Origin of the sequence: Rheinheimera sediminis (genome assembly GCF_004005375.1) — a bacterium.
In the GTDB taxonomy this organism is placed as follows: domain Bacteria; phylum Pseudomonadota; class Gammaproteobacteria; order Enterobacterales; family Alteromonadaceae; genus Pararheinheimera.
On record NZ_RZUF01000004.1, the window covers coordinates 1 to 16828 of the forward strand.

Consider the following 16828-nt stretch of genomic DNA (forward strand, 5'->3'; position numbering starts at 1 on the left):
ACCCTTAAAACCCGAAAACCTGCTAACGCCTTGCTAATTGGCTGCCGCAGCGAAGCGTAGGCAGTCCAGTGGTGGCCACGCTGTTTGTGGCCGGAACGAAATTAAGCAACTTGTTAACTGGTTGTACTTGGAGTTTCACAAGAACAATAGTAACCAGCATACAGCCTATTCAATAAGGTTTTTTCCATACTTTGGCTTATGTTTATAAAATAGATAGAGATGCACGATAAACATAAATATGAAATAAAGCGCGCCAAACAGTAATCCTTTATCTAAACCTTTAGCCCAACTAATTATGGTTCCTGAAAATAAAGCTACGCCTAAATGAGCAAGTAACATGTGAAAGTGTATTCTCAAAAATGCTATCAATTTATTATTCCGACTTAACTTGTCACTCAACTCTAAAAATCCAGTTAACGCTCAAAGCAGCTGCGCGGTACGCGTCGGCTGCCTTTGCTTGTTAGCAGCCTGAACCGAACTTGCGCGGCTTGCCGCACTGGCAAACCTGAACAACGGCATGACTGCTTTTTATTAAAAACTAAACCAGCCAGCTGCGATACGGCGNAAAGCTTTGGGGCGGCTGGAGCGCAGCGTAAGCCGTCCCAGCCACGATAGTGGCGACAACAGCGCCTTGTTATGTGTTGAGTTGAAGCTGCGCATTCACTTTGCCCAATAATACTTTTTGTATTGCATCATCCCAGTCACTTTTTGCTGCTGGATCTGCACTGCCGCCGTCGGGCAGCAATGATAAACCGCCAAGTAAAGCCCCAATTTCATCTGCATTAGTTAATGAATAATAGTTTTCAAGAAACGCAATCATTGCCAGGTATGCCTGCTCCGTTGTAATTTTAATTTCATCCATAATTCATCAACTACTCTTGATTAAACTGAACACATAACATTTGTATATTGTGCTGGCACGATTTACCTGGTTCTACCAGTTGGCGTGCTGCGGTTAATCATTTGATTCACAAAATGTATTTTTAAAAGGTTTATCTACGTATTGGGTAAATCGTGCTGGCACATTATTCCCTTTTGGAGGCCTGTTATTTACTTGCTCTGTGATCCTAAGCCTCTAAATTAGATTGTTTTTCCTTCTTCAGCAACAAATAACTGTGCCTGCCGATCAGCGAAAGCGTGCTTGATTTTGGGAAAAAACAAATAATACTGTATATAAACACATAGTTTGGTGGGCTTCGAAATGGCTAAAAGTGCTTTTTTACAAGCTGTATCTGAAGACATTAGGTTAAGGGGCTACAGTATTCGTACAGAGCATTCCTACTTGTATTGGATAAAAAGTTTTATTTTGTACCATCAGAAAAAGCATCCACAACAGATGGGGGCTGATGAAGTTAAAGCTTTTTTAAGCTGGTTGGCGAATCAGCGCCATGTTGCAGTGAACACTCAAAAAGTAGCCTTAAATGCGTTAGTTTTTTTGTACCACAAGTTTTTGAAAATAGAGTTGGGTGAGCTGGGGTTTACTCATGCGACGAAACAGCGCAGCTTGCCTGTCGTATTATCTGTTAGTGAAGTCGCTGCACTGCTGCCCCATCTGAAAGGGATGTGTGCACTCATTGTGTCTTTGTTATATGGCAGCGGGTTAAGAGTTTCGGAGTGTTTACGTTTGCGTGTGCAAGATATTGATCTGGAGCACTTGTCTATTACGGTCAGGGACGGTAAAGGCAAAAAAGACAGGCAAACTTTGTTGAGTAGTAGCCTGGTTACGGCACTCAAACAACAGATAACACGAGCTTTGGCGTTGCAGCAGCAAGACAATCTGCGTGGCATAGGTCCGTCTTTACCTTTTGCATTGGGGCGTAAGTACCCTTCGGCGTATCGGCAAGCGGGTTGGATGTTTTTGTTTCCTTCAACCAGTCTGTGTGCACACCCACTGACGGGGGGACTTTGCAGGCATCATTTGCATGATAGTGCGGTCAGAAAGGCGTTGCAGCCAGCTGTGGTCGCCTGCGGTATTTGTAAAAAGGTGAATTGCCATACCTTTCGCCATTCGTTTGCTACCCATTTGTTGCAATCGGGTTATGACATTCGTACCGTGCAAGAATTGCTGGGTCATAACGATGTGGCAACCACTCAAATTTATACTCATGTGATTGGCCAGCACTACGCGGGCACAGTCAGCCCGTTGGATAAGCTGTTTAACCCTCCTGAACTCAAAGAATCTCGGTGTATTTATGGCAAACAGGAACCGCATTGTGCCGCATGAATCTTTAGTTTTCTTATAGTTGTGACCATGGTGTTTAGCGCGGTATCAGTTACGTAAAAAGATCCTGGCCAACCATGCACGAAAAAAAACAGCTAAAGCAAGGGCTTTAGCTGAACCAGAGGAAGGCGAACCTCTACTTGGGGTGGATAGAAAGTGTGGTGTTTAAATTTAGTCTGCTAAAAAGCTCCGGATTTGCTCTGCTTTGCTTTGAATATTCAAAAGCCCGTCCAAATGACCTGCCTGACCTGAAATCTCTTCATACAATGCATCAGGCATCTGAGCTTTACTTTGTTTTGCCATAGCCGGAGTCAGTAATAAATCTCCTGTGGCCGGTAACCAGAGGGTTTTGGCCTTTACGGTTTTTAGCTTTTGTTGCCAGTTATCGCCCATACCAGCGCGCCATAACTGCGAAGCCCTGACCAGGTACAACAGCGAATTGGCGTCCATTTGGGCTGAACGTTGTGTAGCTGCTTTGATTAATTGATCCCAGGCTGGTAACTCTGCCTGGATATCCTGATGAATAGCTTTATCCAAAGCTGGGGCAGGGTAGCTTTGGTTAAATAAATCCGGGTGCAAGGCATCCTGCATCACATATGCCAAAGCCCGTGTTAAGCCTTGAGGTTGCTCTGTTAAGGGATATGCACCTTTATGCCACTTTGGGTCCTGTTTTATCGGCTGAGCCCAGCGTTCTAAGCGCACTGCACTGAAACTATCGATATAAGCTGTGCCTATTACGGGCAATAAACGCTCAACTTTGTCTGGATAACTAACAGCCCATTCAATAGCCTGAAAGGAGCCCATCGAAGGGCCTATCACAGCATAGAGTTTTTCAATACCGAGTTTATCCAGCAGGGCTTTTTGTACTTCGACAAAATCACGAATGGTCACCACAGGAAAACTCAGGCCATAAGCCTTGCCCGTATCCGGATTAATGCTGGCAGGGCCTGTGGTGATTACATCAGGCGAAAAGGCATTCAGATTGGCCAGACTATCAACACTTACTACATAAAATGTATTGGTATCTATGGCTTTGCCGGGGCCAATAATACTATCCCAGTAGCCAGCTGCTGCATCAGTAGAGCGGTACTTGCCTGCGGCATGGGAAGTGCCGGAAAAAAAATGAGTAATTAAAATCACATTGGATTTATCGGCATTCAGTTGGCCATAGGCTTCCCAGCCCACTTTCACCTGTTTTAATACCACGCCGCTTTGGGTGGTAAAACTTTCCAGCTCCAACTGCTGCTTTTGTACCAAAGGCAGCTCTGCTGCAGCTAAAAAGCTGCTGAAGAGTAAAATAAATCCCAGCCATAATTTCATCAGTCTGTCCTTTTAAAAGCCTTTGCTCAGAACCATTGGAACAGGAAAATAGCCATAATTACACCCAGTGTGGGTACCACTACTGTCACAGCTGCTACAGGCCAGTAGGCATTTTGATGGCTTTCACCGCAGATAGCACGAATGGTAGTGACCACATAACCATTGTGCGGCAGTGAGTCTAAAGCGCCGGATGAGATAGCAACGACGCGGTGCAGCTGTTCGGCATCTACTCCACGCTCTAAATAGACTGGGGCTATTTCTGGCAGGGCTATGGCCTGACCGCCAGAAGCTGAACCTGTTAAACCAGCAATCACACTAACAGCTACTGCAGCTCCTATCAGCTCGGAACCTGGTAAATGCGTCATGCTGTCTACCACAGCAGCAAAAGCCGGTGTTAACTTAGCAACAGAACCAAAACCAACCACTGCCGCTGTATTGCCTATAGCAATTAATGCCCCTGTTGCACCTTGATCCAGCGTCTGGCCCAAAGAGGTTAAAAATTTGCGATTCAGCAGATACAAGCTAGTGACACCACCTGTTAAAGCCACAATCAAGGCAGCTTGTTGCATGGAATCGTGCAGCAGATAAGACAATATCAACACCACCAGCAAAGGCAAAATGCCCATCATTGGATGAGGTAAAGCTTTATCACCTACTACAGGATCTGCGTCGCGACCTTCAAACACCTCACCTTTTGACATCGCAGTTTTGATCATTTTCATCAGCCAGCAGTAGCCAATAATAGCCATAAAAACTGCCACTATGATGCTGACTTCCCAGCCAGCATAAGGGCTGGTGCCCAGGTATTGAATTGGGATCCAGTTTTGAATTTCCGGTGAGCCTGCTGATGTCATGGTAAAAGTGACAGAACCTAAACCTAAAGTAGCCGGAATAAAGCGCCGTGGCAGGTTGGCGTCTTTAAATAAACTCACCGCCATGGGGTAAGCGGAAAAAGCCACCACAAAAATACTGACGCCACCGTACGTTAAAACAGCACAGGCCAGCACGACAGCCAGCACAGCGCGCTGTTTGCCTATACGTTTTACAATAGCAAGTGCCACAGCATCAGCGGCTCCTGTGTGTTCCATCAGCTTGCCAAACAGTGCGCCCAATAAAAACATCAAAAACCAGCTAGAGACAAAACCAGCAAAACCTGACATATAGCCCTGGACAAAATTGGCCGGGTTGTCGGCCAACCAAAATGGGATGCCATTAAATAAAGCGACAAACAAAGCGCACAGCGGAGCCAGAACAAACAGATTCACGCCACGCATGGTCAGCACTATCAGTAACACCAGCCCTGCTAACAGACCAAATAAACTCAGCATAGAAACAACCTTGTGTTTTTTCTTTAGTCTGGTGCAAAGCTGCAGGGCAAACCATAGTACTAAGGTACAGTCTTCTTGCTGCTACGCTAGTTAATTCTATTATTTTCAGTCGGTTAAGTGTAGTTTGTGGTGGCTATAGTACTAAGGTACAGCTTAACATTTCAGCAGGACAGCCTAGAGTGGTACTGGACAAGTTAGCAGGAGAAGGCACATGGCCCATAACAATAACAAGACGAAGACTGTATTCCACCCGACCTTATTAGCGCTGCTGGTAGGCTCAGTTTTATGTAATCCGGCCTTGGCACAACAAGCCAGCGACGACACAGCAGAACAAGAAGAAGCAACGCTGGAAGTGATTCAGGTTACTGCACGTAAAACGACAGAAAATCTGCAGGATGTTCCAGTGGCAGTTACCTCATTAGGGGCTACAGATATTAGCGAACGTGGTTTATCTTCAGTGATTGAGGTTGCACAGTTTTCACCTAATACCACCTTACAACAAAGCCGTGGTACCAATAGTACCCTGACGGCTTTTATCCGTGGCGTAGGGCAGGAGGATCCACTCTGGGGTTATGAGCCAGGTGTAGGTATTTATATTGATGATGTGTATGTGGCCCGGCCACAAGGCGCTGTGCTGGACATCATGAATATTGAACGTATTGAAGTATTGCGTGGTCCGCAGGGCACCTTATATGGCAAAAATACCATAGGTGGTGCTGTGAAGTACGTCACCAAAGCTATGTCTGGTGATGCAGAAATGGCAGTTGATTTTGGCATAGGCAGTTATAATCAGCGTGATGTCAAACTGACGGGGCAGTTGCCTCTGGTTGAAAACAAACTCTATTTAGGTGTGGGATATGCCAATCTGCAACGTGACGGTTTTGGTGAGTTTTTAACTTCAGCTATTCCTGGTCAGGACACTGAAAACTATAACAAAGATTTGCAGGCTGCTCGTTTGACTCTGGAATACCGTCCTTCTGATGAGCTATTTTTCCGGCTGAATTACGATAAAACAGATGACAAGTCGAACTCCAAGGGCGGCTATCGTTTAGTGCCAAGCCTGCTGACGAATGCTCCGGTACCAGATAGTGTGTATGACTCTTACACCAGTTTACCAACCTGGAACAAAGTCGAAACTGAAGGTCTGAGTTTAACGGCTGACTGGATTCTGACTGACAGCTTTACCTTTAAGTCTGTCACTTCTCAGCGGGAAAGTTATTCACCCACCAACATTGATTTTGATAATACCTCTGTTGTGATTTTTGACGTGCCGGCCATTTACGATGATGAGCAGTTTACGCAAGAATTTCAGTTGAATTACACAGGCGACAAGCTGACCGCTGTATCTGGTTTGTACTATTACACAGCCGACTCCTGTGGTGTGTTTGATGCTATTTTGGGCGTGTTAGGTCAGTCTTTAGGCCAGCCAGGTTTAACCCGTGAAGTAGGCGGCTGCAGTAACAGCGACAGTTTTGCGGCTTATTCACAAGGCTCTTATCAGTTGGATGAGCAATGGTCTTTGACTGCTGGTTTGCGTTACACCAAAGACGATAAAGCTGCTGTTGTGCGTAATGGCCTGATTTTTAACAATGTATATCCCGAATCGGGTTGGGTGCCAGGTTATGTTCGTCCTGATGGTTTAACGACGCCTGTGGTGCTGGATGACGAAGAAAGCTGGTCGAAACTGACGCCTAAACTTGGGGTGGAATTTAAGCAAACCGATGATCTGATGTGGTTTGCCAGTTTCAGCCAAGGCTTTAAATCCGGTACTTTTAACCCGCGCGCTACCATTGCTGAACCCGCTGCTGATCCTGAAACTGTCAACTCTTATGAGTTGGGTATGAAAAGTGACTGGAGCCGAACTGTTCGGGTGAATGCAACCTTGTTTATGCTCGACCACAAAGACCGTCAGTATATTTCAGTGATCCCTGACCCAACAGATGCGTCAGTACTGAATCAGCGTTTAGGTAACGTAGGTCGTTCTGAAGCCACGGGTGCAGAGCTGGAGTTCACCTGGGCGGCCAGTGCAGATCTTGAAATTTACGCAAACCTGGGTTTAATTGATGCTGAGTTTGAAGAAGCTATCAGCTTTACTCCTGCTGGGCAGCCTGTGGATATTTCGGATCGTTTCTCCATTACCAATACGCCTGAAACTACCGGCAATATTGGCTTTACTTACAGTATGGGCATGGCCAGCGGTGATGTTATTTTGACCGGTAACTATAGCTACCGCAGTGATTACTCTCTGGTGGAACTGGATAACCTGTTAACTCAGGACAGCTATGGTTTAGTCAACTTAGGCGTTACCTGGTACAGCAATGACGGCCACTGGATTCTGGGCTTACATGGCAAAAACCTGACGGATGAGGAGTACTTAGTGGGTAACTACGCTTTTGTAACGCCCGATGAAACTCAGCCAAGCGGATTCAGGCCTGGTTTAGGTGGAGACAATACCTTTATCGGCTACTATGGTTCACCACGAACAGTCAGCTTAAACCTCGGTTATCGCTTCTGATAAAAGATGTAGGGGAGGGGCTTGCCCCTCCCGGTCTTTTGTTCAAACTAATGTAAGTACGAGCGAAAAGCGGCCAACTAAGTGCTGGTTTAGTATGCTATAAAGGGGTTTAATTACGTTGATACAGTATTGTTATGATTGCAATTATTGCTGATGACCACCCATTATTCCGTGTCGCTCTGGCACAGGCTTCCCAACAAATTCTTGGCACTGATGCTGTGCTGCTGCAAGCCAATAGCATGGCGCAGTTATGGGCTTTATTGCTGCAACACCCTGATACCCAGTTGATATTCCTCGATTTAAAATTACCTGATGCAGAAGGTTTTGCCGGTTTAACTTCACTTCGTACTGAATACCCCGACATCTCTATTTTAATGGTGTCGGCCATTGAGGACCCGGCAGTGATTAAACAGGCGTTGCAGCTGGGTGCTTCAGCCTATATTCCAAAATCTGCGCCTTTGGATTTGCTCTCTGAAGCAGTGGCTCAGGTGGTAGCAGGAGAAAGCTGGGTACCAGCTGAGCTGGTGAACGATGTCGAAAAAGCCAGAGATCTGATTGACCAGGATTTTGCCCGCAGGCTGGAGCAACTGACCCCTCAGCAATTCCGCGTGCTTAAAATGATTGCCGATGGTTTACTGAATAAACAAATTGCTTTTGAAATGCAGGTGCAGGAAACCACTATCAAACAGCATGTGTCGGCAATACTGCGCAAATTGAACGTGAATAATCGCACTTTGGCCGGTATTTTGTTTGAGAAATTAAAGCTACCAGACGAGTTTTAATTTATCCCTGTCCGAACCGACATTGGATTTAAGTTATAGACGGGCGGGTCGTAGGGGCCGTGGCTTGTCCCGGCCCGCCCATCTGCACCGCAGTATCATTAAGAAGAGCGGACACAGGGCCCGCCTCATGTATCTGGGATTTTTGTGATTAATTTAGCCCCATTTGTTGTTTGGCTATATTGAGCAAATGCGCTCTGTCTTCAAGGCCGTTGGTGCCGCCGTTAATCAGCTTAGTGACTTTGGTTAAATCATCCGCTTGTGCTGCGGCATTAATATTGCGCTTTTGCCAATACCAACAGCCCGACGCCACAGCTAACACAGGATCTGTAGCCACTAAATCTGGTTGACTGACCACATCTACGCCCCAATCCTGGCTAAAAGCCTGATAGTTGGCTTTACCTGTCAGTTGAATAATACCCCGGCCTCTGTAAGCCCAGCCATCGCCGCTTTGTTCATCACTGTTACCCATACGCTTGGCATAGACAAGGTTGGCGATTTTTGCTGGCTGGCGGGCGTAATTATTCACATCGACGCCAACAAAGTATTTTGCAAACAAGGAAGTCAGTGCTGAAGCACTGTAGTTCAGGTTCTCTCTGAGCTGGGTATAACCTGCACTTTCGTGGGCAGTTTGAGCCATAAAATGCGCGACACATAAAGGTTGGGTAATCTGAGCTTTGGGCAAATCCAGCTCTAAGGCTTTGCAGAAAAGATTCAGATCGCTGGCGTTTAAATTAGGGCATAAGGCTGATAGCAAAGCCGGACTGACGAAAGTTGACTCTGTTGACGCTAAGTCTGGTAGCTCTGGTAGTTCCAGTTGTTGACCAGGGTAAATCTGATTGGCATTGGCCAAATGATTATGGCTGGCTATCCAGTTTGCTTTGCTGCTGTCACCATAATAACGGGCGGCAATGGCGCTTAACGTATCTCCGCTTTTGACCTGATAAAGCATGATGCTCTCCCTGTAGTTTAAGCAAAGTAGGTACAAAGTATGATGCAATTTTTATGAAATAAAAGACGATATTTTTACGTCATCTAAGGTATTTGCATGATCGCAGGCGCAATTGGGGATAAAAGTAGGGACCTGCTTTATACAAGACTTTGCTGTATAAACTACTAATTCAATAAACGCTGTAACAGCCGTTTTAACGACATTTCTTTGAGCGGTTTGAGCATAAAATGAAAACCAGCATTCAGTGCGTGTTGACGAATATCGCCCCTTTGATTGGCTGAGTTAATAACAACAGGTGCGCTGATGCCAAAATGTTCTGCCAGCTGTATCGCCACTTCAACTCCGGTAGCGCCATGATCCAGATGGTAATCAAACAACATCAGATCAGGTTTAAACCCTTGTTGTACAGCGGCCAGCGCTTCATTGGGGGAGTGAACAGCCTGAACCTCACAGTGCCAGCTTTGCAGTAATTGCGACATGGCCTGCAGCAAAACGGCTTCGTTGTCCATCAGCAGAATACGTTGTCCGGCAAAACCTGAGGGCTGGTTGGCTTTGAGTTGAGGCAAGACTCTTTGACTGACTCTGGCCAGCGGAACTGTGATGTAAAAACAGCTGCCTTTGCCAACAACAGAGCGAAAGCCGACTTGATGTCCTAACAAGCCGCAAATCCGTTGACTTATTGCAAGACCAATACCCAGCCCTTTTTGATCGGCCTGACTGCCTTGCTGGAATTCATCAAAGATTTTCTGTTGATCTAATTCACTGATCCCTATTCCGGTATCACGGACACAAATCTGGAGCTGGGTGCCTTGTCGTTTGACTCCCAACAGAATTTTGCCGCTGTGGGTGTAACGTAAGGCATTGGCTAATAAATTCTGGATCACCCGTTTTAACAGTTTGGCATCACTAAAGGTGCCAAGGCGGGTCGGAATATAACTGAAACTTAAGCCTTTGTTATGGGCTAGTACAGCAGCCTCGCGCGCGCTTTGATCCAATAATTCAGCTAAGGCAAAAGTTTCAGGTTGAGCTTTGACCACACCGGCATCCAGCTTAGTCAGCTCCAGAATAGCTGCCAGTAATTCTTCAGCCGAATTCAGCGAATGACTTAAATTTTGTGCCAGTTGCTTTACTTCATCCTGCTGGCTTTGCTGACGGATCAAGCCACAAAACAAAGCTGCCGCATTAAAAGGTTGCATCAAATCATGACTGGCGGCGGCAAAAAAACGGGTTTTAGCGGCCGTATTGGCTTCCAGTTGTTGTTGGGTTTGTTCCAGTTGGCGGTTCAGTTGTTCCAGCTCTGCAGTGCGGCTTTTCACGCGTTGTTCCAGCGTATTATTGCTTTGTTCCAGTTCACGCTGTACTTCAATAAAGGAGCTGACATCGCTGTACGTCGTGACAAAACCACCACCGGGCAACGGATTGCCCTGCATTTCAAAAATACGGCCATTTTGCTGCTGGCGCTGAAATTTATAGCTGCTGCCCTGACGTAAGTAATTTAGTCGCTTGTGTATTTCCTGGCTGAGTTCCAGTTGAGATAAAGGCTGACCCGCTAAACCGCGCTGCAGATTGTAACGGATCAGTTCTTCCACCGGCCTGCCTACTTCAACCAGACCTTGAGGATAGTCAAATAATTCCAGGTAACGCTGATTCCAGGCAATAAGCCGCATATCGGCGTCTACGACACTGATGCCCATGCTGATATTGTCGATGGTGGCGTGCAACAACGCCTGATTAAACTGAAACACCTGGCTGGCTTCGTCAACAAAACGTGCAACAGATTCAATAGGCAGCTGAGCATGCTTACCTGAAGCTTGCAGTAACAACCGCATAGAAGCGCCTCCTACTACAGCAGCCAGACTGCGTTCTACCGCCTGCATAAACTGCGGATTGGCCCATTCTTCAGGTTCCAGAGTAGTTTTGCTGTAGCGTTGCAGCAGTTTTTTTGCTTCTTTTTCTCCGGCAAAACGCCGTACTAATAAGTAGCCGTCCTGCACACTCAATATAGGGTTGTGGTTAGCGGCGTTTGGCTGACTTGGACGACGTAAAAAACGGTAACTTTCCAGCCATTCACCTAAGCGGGTTTGGCTGAAGTGACTGACCAGCAGTAACATCAAGGTATTCACAGTTAAGCTCAATACAACCCCTAAACTGACCGAATCGAGATGGCCGCCAAACAGCTGGGTGGGGGCAAGCCAGCTCAGGCCTAAAGGCCCTTCAGTCAGCCAGTCGCCGCTGATAAAACCCGCTCTGGCAAGTTCCGGCAGTAATAAAATATAAGCCCAAATCGCCAGACCGCTGCACAGTGCTGCCACTGTGCCCTGACGGTTAATGCGTTGACTGAATAAACCTAAAATCAGCGGTGGTGCCAGTTGAGCTATTAAGGCAAAAGCCATCAAACCCAACTGAGCTAAACCAGTACCAGTGCCTATCCAGCGATAATACAAATAGCCCAGAAACAGTACAGCCAACATGGACCAGCGCCTTAAAGTGACAACTTTGATTTTTTGCTGGCCCGGAGCTTCGTTGTGTTGTCTGCGGTAAATCAGCGGAGTGAGTAAGTCGTTGGTGACCATTATACCCAGCACCACAGTGGCCACTATTACCATGCTGGTGGCTGCAGAAAACCCGCCTAAATAGGCCAGCAAAGCGATATCGGTGCGGTTGGCCGCCAGCGGTAGTTGCAGTACCACTAAATCTACATTGGCTTGCGGCCCCAGCATCATAATGCCGGCTAATGCTAAGGGCAGAGTAAAGAAGCTCATCAGCAGTAAGTAGCCAGGGAAAATCCAGCGGGCCTGATGCAGGTGACTTAACTGCTGGTTTTCGACAAAACTGACATGGAACTGGCGGGGTAAACATAAAGTGGCAACAAAACCTAATAACACATGCACCCAGTACACATAAGAGGGCTGACCTTGTTGCTGCAACTCTTGCACGGCCTGGTGTTCAGCCGCTTTGCTGAAAATATCACTGATACCATCAAACATGCCCCAACAGACAAAAATACCAATGGCAATCAGCGCCAGTAATTTCACCAGAGATTCAAAAGCTATAGCCGCCATTAAACCCGGGTTCGGCTGATGGGCTTTGGCGCTACGTCCGGAAAATAGTAAAGCGAAAACAGCTAACCAAAGCGTGACATAAAGCCCTGTGTCCTGATACCAGGGCCTGTTGTCCTGCATCACCACCAGCGCCTGAATGCTGGTGCTGATGGCCTGCAACTGCAGCGAAATATAAGGAATAATAGCGATCAGCACTATCACTGTGGTGAGTATCGCCAGTAAGCGGGAATGACCATAGCGGGTGGCAATAAAGTCGGCGACAGAGGTAATACGGTAGCGACGACAGGCAATAGCTATCCGGCCTATTAAACCAAAAGCAAACCAGAATAAAATTAATGAGCCTATGTAAGTGGGAGGGATCCACCAGCCATTTACTGCAGCCTGAGCGGTAACGCCATAAAATGCCCATGAAGTGCAATAAATAGACAAAGCAAAGCTGAAAATCCAGGGCGACAGTGGATGGCGACGCTGCAGCCTGCGGCCTACAGCACCTACCCCCAATAACACCAGTAAATACAGTAAAGACAACGCAGCAATGGTTCCCAAACCAATGGTGCTGGCAGGTAAGGTCATAATCACTTCAGCGGCCACAGCATGTTTTCATTCTGCCCTGATGTTGGAGCAGCTGTCCAGCCAACTGACAATAGTTGCGCTCTGACATTTATCGCGCTGTCCAGCCGCCATCCAGTACCAGGGTTTGAGCGGTAATATGTCGGGCCGCAGGTTCGCATAAAAAAGCTGCTGTGCTGGCAATTTCGTCCACACCAATAAAAGCTTTTTGTGGCATGGGTGCCAGCATGATTTGGTCAATCACCTGCTGTTCTGTCAGGTTATGTTCTTTGCTCTGAGCTGCTATTTGCTGATCAACCAAAGGGGTGCGCACATAAGCAGGGCAAATAGTATTAATAGTGAAATCAAAGTTGGCATTTTCTAAGGCCACTACTTTGCTAAAGCCCAATAAGCCATGTTTGGCTGCCACATAAGCGGATTTAAAAGGCGATGCCACCAGCGCATGGATAGACCCTATATTAATAACCCGGCCATAGCCTTGCTGTTGCATGCGGGGTAATACAGCCTTGGTCAGCATAGCCGGTCCTGTCAGCATCACCTGTAGCAGTTGTTGCCATTTTTCTTCAGGGAAGTCTTCCAGCCGGGCTACATGCTGCACTCCGGCATTATTGATCAGAATATCGATTTGATAAGCCGAAGCGCAGGCTTCAATAGACGCCTGTTCAGTTAAATTCAGCAGTATGCTGCTTGCTTTGTAGCCTGCGGCTATTAATTCTTGCTGGCTGATCTCTAACTGGGCTGCGTTGAGATCAGCCAGAATGACATGATGGCCTAAAGCACCAAAATGTTCGGCTACTGCAAACCCAATACCACCTGTGCCACCTGTGATCAGTACATTCATTGCCAACTCCGCTACTAACACTGTTCTGTCTGGCAGGTTAAGAGTTTTGATTTTTTACCACAACGGTACTTTAGTGCTATAGCCTGACAATTTTGTCTGTGACGGGATTTAGTCGTTATTTTTTGCTGAACTATGGCGTAGCAAGCAACTTTGTTTTTGACCGTCCCGCCTGCTGTGATAGATTTAGCCGTCACGTTAAAAATAACTACAAAGTTCTGTTGGTGGAATGGCATGGATAACTGATGTTTTTGTCTGTTATCACAAATAAATAGCTTTAAAGCTGAAAATAATAGCCATTTACTACACATCACCAGCGCTATACCCAAAGTAACTGGAATTGCAGTGCGGCGACACGCCAGCAAGATTGCAGCTTCAATTAGGACGGGGATAACCGAGGAAAAATCATGGAACAATCAACCGCATTAATTACCAATGATGCTGTGGTACTGGGATTGCTGGCAGTGATTCTGGGTTTGGTATTTCATACCAGCCAAAGCAGTAATAAATATTGTCAGAGCTTCTATAAATATGTGCCGGCTTTATTGCTGTGTTATTTCATTCCTTCGCTGTTTAACAGCTTTGGCGTAATAGATGGCGATCAATCTGCGTTGTACAAAGTTGCATCACGTTACTTATTGCCTGCCAGTTTAGTGTTGTTAACTTTAAGTATTGATTTTAAAGCTATTTTAGGTTTAGGGCCTAAAGCTTTGATTATGTTTTTAACAGGCACAGCCGGTATCATTATTGGCGGGCCTTTGGCTTTAGCTCTTGTCGGAAGTTTTGCGCCTGAAGCTGTAGGCGGAGAAGGCGAAAATGCGATTTGGCGAGGTATGACGACCATTGCGGGCAGCTGGATTGGTGGTGGCGCTAATCAGGCCGCAATGAAAGAAGTATTTGAAGTAGGTGGGCCTATTTTCTCAGTGATGATTACTGTAGATGTGATAGTGGCCAATATCTGGATGGCCGTGTTGTTGTGGATGGCCAGTAATTCAGCACGTTTTGATAAAGCCAATGGTGCAGATACTTCAGGTATTGAAGCGTTAAAACTAAAAATTGAAAAATATCAGGCCGAAAACTCCCGCAACCCAAGTTTACCTGACTTAATGAAACTGCTGGCTGTCGCCTTTGGTGTCACAGGTTTGTCGCATCTGCTGGCAGACTGGATAGCTCCATGGATTGGTGCCAATGCGCCAGCTCTTGAAATGTACAGCTTAGACAGCGTGTTTTTCTGGCTGGTATTGCTGGCCACTACTTTTGGTTTGTTATTGTCTACCACGAAAGCCCGTAACCTGGAATCGGTAGGGGCCTCAAAATTAGGCTCTGCCTTTTTATATATTCTGGTCGCTACCATAGGTATGCATATGGATGTGACGGCAATTCTGGATTATCCGGTGATGTTTGTGGTAGGTATTATCTGGATGAGTTTCCATGCTGGATTACTGATTTTTGTCGCCAGGCTGATCAAAGCACCGCTGTTTTATCTGGCTGTCGGTAGCCAGGCAAATGTGGGCGGTGCGGCTTCAGCTCCTATAGTTGCCGCAGCTTTCCACCCTGCATTAGCTCCTGTTGGTGTATTGCTGGCTGTATTTGGGTATGCACTGGGTACTTATGGTGGCTACCTCACAGGTATATTGCTGCAACTGGTCGCGCCTTAAACAGAAATAAAAACATTGCCCGGAGCAATGTTTAACAACGCGGAGCCTTGGCCCTTTAGGGAGATCGCCATAGATGGCGGCGAATAAAATGGGGTGAGAATACATAAGTTATGCGTAACTTATGTGTTCTCACCCCATTTTTTTAGCTAGTGAGCTGAGCTGTAGATTCCCGCACTAAAAGTTCAGGAATAAAAACCGGCTGATCCTCTGTCTGATTTACGCTGCCTGGCCTGGTGTGTTTAAATAATAACTCCGCTGCACTTTGCGCTATGGTGCTGTTTGGCTGGTGAGCTGTGGTCAGTGGTGGCCAGGTTTGACGCGAAAATGGGCTGTTTTCAAAACCTACAATAGAAAGCTGCTGCGGGATTTCAATATGTTGTAAACGCGCGCTAAACAGAGCGCCGGCTGCAATTTCATCGTTACAGGCAAAAATAGCTGTGGGTCTGTTGGGTAATGCCAGCAATTGAGTTGCACCTTGCACGCCGGATTCAAACGAATAGCTGCCTGGCACAATAAACTTTGGATTGGCGTTTATCCCTCTTTTCGTTAACGCTGCCTTGAAGCCCGCAAGGCGTTCACCGCTTGAGCTATGCTCGTCATCGCCGCATAAAAATGCAATCTGGCTATGACCCAGTTCCAAAAGATGATTAGTGATCTTGAAGGCTGCGGTGAAATCGTCGACCAGGACGCAGTTGGTTTGCTTGGGTGATGGCGTAGAACCGGAAATAATACGGACAAAATCAACATTAATGCTGCTCAGCGCTTCAGCTATTTCCGGCATTTCGGAAAATGGCGGCGTTAATACCAAACCAGCAAGCCTGGAATGCTGCACTAGATCAATGACTTCCTGCACTATGCCAGGCGATTTTGCATTGGTAGGGTGGATCAGCAACTCGTAACCGTGACGGCGGCAGGCATCCAACAAGCCTCTCTGCATATCAATGACATAGTAGGCATTTGGATTATCGTAAATGTAACCTATGCTGTACGACTTAGTACTGGCAAGATTACGGGCAGCTGCGCTCGGTTGATAATGCAGCTCCTGCATCGCCTGATTCACTTTGTCGATCGTCGCCTGTTTTACCGACGGCTCGTTGTTCATCACCCGCGACACTGTCTTGATCGACACACCGGCTTTAGCCGCTACGTCATGAATGGTCACTTTCATTGCTGGATCCCAAAAAGCACAGCACCAAATGGCCTTATGCTGAAAATAAATAAGCTAATTTTTCTACTGATCCAGCTAACTTTATGACAGCGCTGGTCATTTTGTAACAAAGATTGAGTTTAGGCATAACTCTTTTTTGCCAAAACGGCAAACATTTATTCCATATTTTTTAGCCTGAAAAATCCTCATTTTTGGCACTTTGAAAATAAAAAACAATTTTTTGTATATAAATCAATTGGATAATTTGGTTGTTTTTTGTTTTCCTCCGGCAAGCATCAAAAACTGGTTATAAAAAACAGTTCTAACCTGCCATATGTTACTTTTTAAATTCGTTTAAATTTTCAGCTGAAGGAGTTTGCAAAGCTGGATTTTTTTGTGTATGTTAAATTTCAATGACAGCGTTGTCATGATGGAATC

12 protein-coding genes are annotated in these 16828 nt (G+C 46.3%); 4 read left to right on the forward strand and 8 right to left on the reverse strand.

Going from position 1 to position 16828, the window contains the following annotated elements; translation table 11 throughout:
* Positions 1–634: 634 nt before the first annotated feature.
* Positions 635–862, reverse strand: coding sequence for a hypothetical protein (locus EMM73_RS03235; RefSeq protein WP_127685027.1), 228 nt, complete (start codon positions 860–862; stop codon positions 635–637).
* Between the two features lie 339 nt (positions 863–1201).
* Between EMM73_RS03235 and EMM73_RS03240 the strand changes: the two genes are divergently transcribed.
* Positions 1202–2224 (forward strand): integron integrase, encoded by a 1023-nt coding sequence (locus EMM73_RS03240; protein WP_127685028.1) that lies wholly within the window; start codon positions 1202–1204, stop codon positions 2222–2224.
* A 168-nt stretch (positions 2225–2392) separates the two neighbouring features.
* Here EMM73_RS03240 and EMM73_RS03245 read toward each other — a convergent pair whose 3' ends face one another.
* Entirely contained in the window at positions 2393–3541 is a 1149-nt protein-coding gene (locus tag EMM73_RS03245; RefSeq protein ID WP_127685029.1) for an E22 family MetX-like putative esterase, read from the reverse strand.
* Positions 3542–3567: 26 nt separating this feature from the next.
* Positions 3568–4869, reverse strand: a complete 1302-nt coding sequence (locus EMM73_RS03250; RefSeq protein ID WP_127685030.1) for a GntP family permease — start codon at positions 4867–4869, stop codon at positions 3568–3570.
* Positions 4870–5080: 211 nt separating this feature from the next.
* Between EMM73_RS03250 and EMM73_RS03255 the strand changes: the two genes are divergently transcribed.
* Together EMM73_RS03255 and EMM73_RS03260 are read left to right on the forward strand one after the other, a co-directional pair.
* A complete protein-coding gene (locus EMM73_RS03255; protein ID WP_127685031.1) occupies positions 5081–7384 on the forward strand; it encodes a TonB-dependent receptor in 2304 nt (767 codons plus the stop codon).
* A 134-nt stretch (positions 7385–7518) separates the two neighbouring features.
* The gene (locus tag EMM73_RS03260) at positions 7519–8166 is read left to right on the forward strand and encodes a response regulator (RefSeq protein WP_127685032.1); all 648 of its coding nucleotides are present in this window, start codon (positions 7519–7521) and stop codon (positions 8164–8166) included.
* Between the two features lie 148 nt (positions 8167–8314).
* Here the strand turns inward: EMM73_RS03260 and EMM73_RS03265 are convergent, their stop codons facing one another.
* The 4 genes from EMM73_RS03265 to EMM73_RS19980 all read right to left on the reverse strand — a co-directional run bounded on the left by EMM73_RS03265 (position 8315) and on the right by EMM73_RS19980 (position 13950).
* The gene (locus tag EMM73_RS03265) at positions 8315–9115 is read right to left on the reverse strand and encodes a glycoside hydrolase family 19 protein (RefSeq protein ID WP_127685033.1); all 801 of its coding nucleotides are present in this window, start codon (positions 9113–9115) and stop codon (positions 8315–8317) included.
* Between the two features lie 164 nt (positions 9116–9279).
* Positions 9280–12768 (reverse strand): PAS domain-containing hybrid sensor histidine kinase/response regulator, encoded by a 3489-nt coding sequence (locus EMM73_RS03270; RefSeq protein WP_261373315.1) that lies wholly within the window; start codon positions 12766–12768, stop codon positions 9280–9282.
* Positions 12769–12838: 70 nt separating this feature from the next.
* Positions 12839–13588: a 3-hydroxybutyrate dehydrogenase gene (locus EMM73_RS03275; protein WP_127685034.1), complete on the reverse strand. Its 750-nt coding sequence runs from the start codon at positions 13586–13588 to the stop codon at positions 12839–12841.
* Between the two features lie 14 nt (positions 13589–13602).
* On the reverse strand, positions 13603–13950 hold the full coding sequence (locus tag EMM73_RS19980) for a hypothetical protein (RefSeq protein WP_127685035.1): 348 nt from the start codon (positions 13948–13950) through the stop codon (positions 13603–13605).
* A 42-nt stretch (positions 13951–13992) separates the two neighbouring features.
* On the opposite strand from EMM73_RS19980, the gene EMM73_RS03285 reads away from it, so the two are divergent.
* The gene (locus EMM73_RS03285; protein WP_127685036.1) at positions 13993–15243 is read left to right on the forward strand and encodes a DUF819 family protein; all 1251 of its coding nucleotides are present in this window, start codon (positions 13993–13995) and stop codon (positions 15241–15243) included.
* 142 nt (positions 15244–15385) lie between these two features.
* Here the strand turns inward: EMM73_RS03285 and EMM73_RS03290 are convergent, their stop codons facing one another.
* Positions 15386–16411, reverse strand: a complete 1026-nt coding sequence (locus tag EMM73_RS03290) for a LacI family DNA-binding transcriptional regulator (RefSeq protein ID WP_127685037.1) — start codon at positions 16409–16411, stop codon at positions 15386–15388.
* Positions 16412–16828: the final 417 nt, after the last annotated feature.

Bases quoted from the DNA above. Each gene is read 5' to 3' on its own strand.
- EMM73_RS03235 (WP_127685027.1), bottom strand. From the start codon at position 862: ATGGATGAAATTAAAATTACAACGGAGCAGGCATACCTGGCAATGATT.
- EMM73_RS03240 (WP_127685028.1), top strand. From the start codon at position 1,202: ATGGCTAAAAGTGCTTTTTTACAAGCTGTATCTGAAGACATTAGGTTA.
- EMM73_RS03245 (WP_127685029.1), bottom strand. From the start codon at position 3,541: ATGAAATTATGGCTGGGATTTATTTTACTCTTCAGCAGCTTTTTAGCT.
- EMM73_RS03250 (WP_127685030.1), bottom strand. From the start codon at position 4,869: ATGCTGAGTTTATTTGGTCTGTTAGCAGGGCTGGTGTTACTGATAGTG.
- EMM73_RS03255 (WP_127685031.1), top strand. From the start codon at position 5,081: ATGGCCCATAACAATAACAAGACGAAGACTGTATTCCACCCGACCTTA.
- EMM73_RS03260 (WP_127685032.1), top strand. From the start codon at position 7,519: ATGATTGCAATTATTGCTGATGACCACCCATTATTCCGTGTCGCTCTG.
- EMM73_RS03265 (WP_127685033.1), bottom strand. From the start codon at position 9,115: ATGCTTTATCAGGTCAAAAGCGGAGATACGTTAAGCGCCATTGCCGCC.
- EMM73_RS03275 (WP_127685034.1), bottom strand. From the start codon at position 13,588: ATGAATGTACTGATCACAGGTGGCACAGGTGGTATTGGGTTTGCAGTA.
- EMM73_RS03285 (WP_127685036.1), top strand. From the start codon at position 13,993: ATGGAACAATCAACCGCATTAATTACCAATGATGCTGTGGTACTGGGA.
- EMM73_RS03290 (WP_127685037.1), bottom strand. From the start codon at position 16,411: ATGAAAGTGACCATTCATGACGTAGCGGCTAAAGCCGGTGTGTCGATC.